The 1843-nt window shown below is 40.6% G+C and carries 1 protein-coding gene; it reads left to right on the top strand.

The window, feature by feature from the left end; genetic code table 11:
* Positions 1 to 1843: SusC/RagA family TonB-linked outer membrane protein (locus tag AB5935_RS25020; protein ID WP_368327758.1), on the top strand; the 1843-nt coding region annotated here is incomplete at both ends.

Genomic DNA, 1843 nt, shown 5'->3' on the forward strand with positions numbered 1-1843 from the left:
TTAAAGAAAATGTTGTTGGTTGGGCTACTTCCTGGCTATTTGATATGCCAGGCACAAAATGTCCAAAACAAAGAAGATGTACCCTTGGATTTAGGATATCGTGTACTCCCTATGGGAGATTATAACGGTTCAGCCTACACAATCTCGGGTAAACAGTTACGCAATCTACCTGTTACAAATCTTTCGGCAGTATTAGCCGGACTGGTACCTGGTTATTTTGCCCGACAAGTGCAAGGTGGTGGATTAGTGAATGAACAGAATTCATTCTGGATAAGAGGACAAAGAAGTAATTCGCCCGATGTATTAGTACTGGTTGATGGACAGGAACGGGATTTTGCTGTTTTGTCATCACACGAAGTAGAATCAATTACCGTATTGAAAGATGCTGCAGCAACAGCCTTATATGGAATGCGTGCAGGCAGTGGAGCTATTCTGGTTACAACTCGTAAGGGAGCAAAGGGAAAACCGCAGGTTGAATTGACAGCTCAAATTATAGCTCAACAACCACTTAAAGAGTTAAAGTCATTAAACGCAGCCGATTATGCAAGACAGCACAACATAGCCCGTCATAATGACAATATGGATCCCCTGTATTCGAACTATGATATAATGAATTATGCTAAGAATGATCCTAATTCCATTTTATATCCCAATGTAGATTGGGCTGATAAATATTTAAAGGATATCCGATGGAGTCAACGCTATAATCTTAATATTCAAGGAGGAACAGAAAAAAGTACATATTTCGTGAATGCAATGTATACTCGTAACAATGGCTACTTCAATACAGATGATTCACATGATTATAATACCAATCACTCTGCTGAACGGTTTAATATCCGTTCCAATATCGATTTTGCCGTAACTCGCACTACCCAACTGGATGTAAATCTGTATGGCTGGTATCAAAGTCAGAATGGCCCTGGCAGCGGAGCCGAAAATATCTATAAAAATCTAGTCACATTACCGCAAGGAATCTTCCCAGAATGGTACAATGACCAAGGATATACAGATCAATACGGCAATGTTATCAATGCAGAAGATGGGAAAATTGTAGCAGGAAATGCATTCCGTGAAAATCCATGGGCAATGCTAAATCGCTCCGGCTACTTCCAGGACAAACAATTGTATGGTTCTTTCCGTACAAAACTCTCACAGGATCTTTCCTTCATAACAGAGGGATTAAAAGCTTCTGTTGCTCTATCCATGGATTCACGTACAATTTCTTCTATCAGACGTACAATAACTTTCGCATATTACGAAAAGGATGCGACGAATGAGAATGTTCTCCGCCGGACCCGTGAAGATGACTCAATGATAAACAAGGTAGATAATACCAGTTCTTTCCGCCGGACCGGTATCGTGGCTCAATTAGATTATAACCGTACCTTTGGAAAACATGGAGTTTCGGCTTTAGCTTTCTATGAACAATATGAAAGCAATGATGAAATGGTATTGCCAACCCGATTCCAAAGCGTAAATGGTTGGTTCGGCTATAATTATGATAAAAAATATGGCATCGATGTTATCGGAGCTTATCAGGGATCTCACAAATTTGGTCCGGGACACAAATTCGGTTTCTTCCCTACAATATCTGCCGGATGGACTGTTTCTAACGAATCTTTCTGGAAAGATGCAAAAAAAATAGTGCCCTACCTGAAGCTAAAAGCATCTTATGGACAAGTCGGCAACTCATCCGGCGTAGATGCCTTTTATTACAGAGGACGTATGTGGCCGCAAAACGAAGTCTATATTACAGGGGTAAACATGGGAACAAAGCTTGGAGGATACATTCAGGATATACTTCCAAATCCCGGATTGACTTGGGAGAAAGCTAGAATTC

The sequence above is a fragment of the Phocaeicola sp. RTP21198st1_B8_RTP21198_201120 genome (assembly GCF_040929485.1).
GTDB classification, from domain to species: Bacteria; Bacteroidota; Bacteroidia; order Bacteroidales; family Bacteroidaceae; genus Phocaeicola; species Phocaeicola dorei.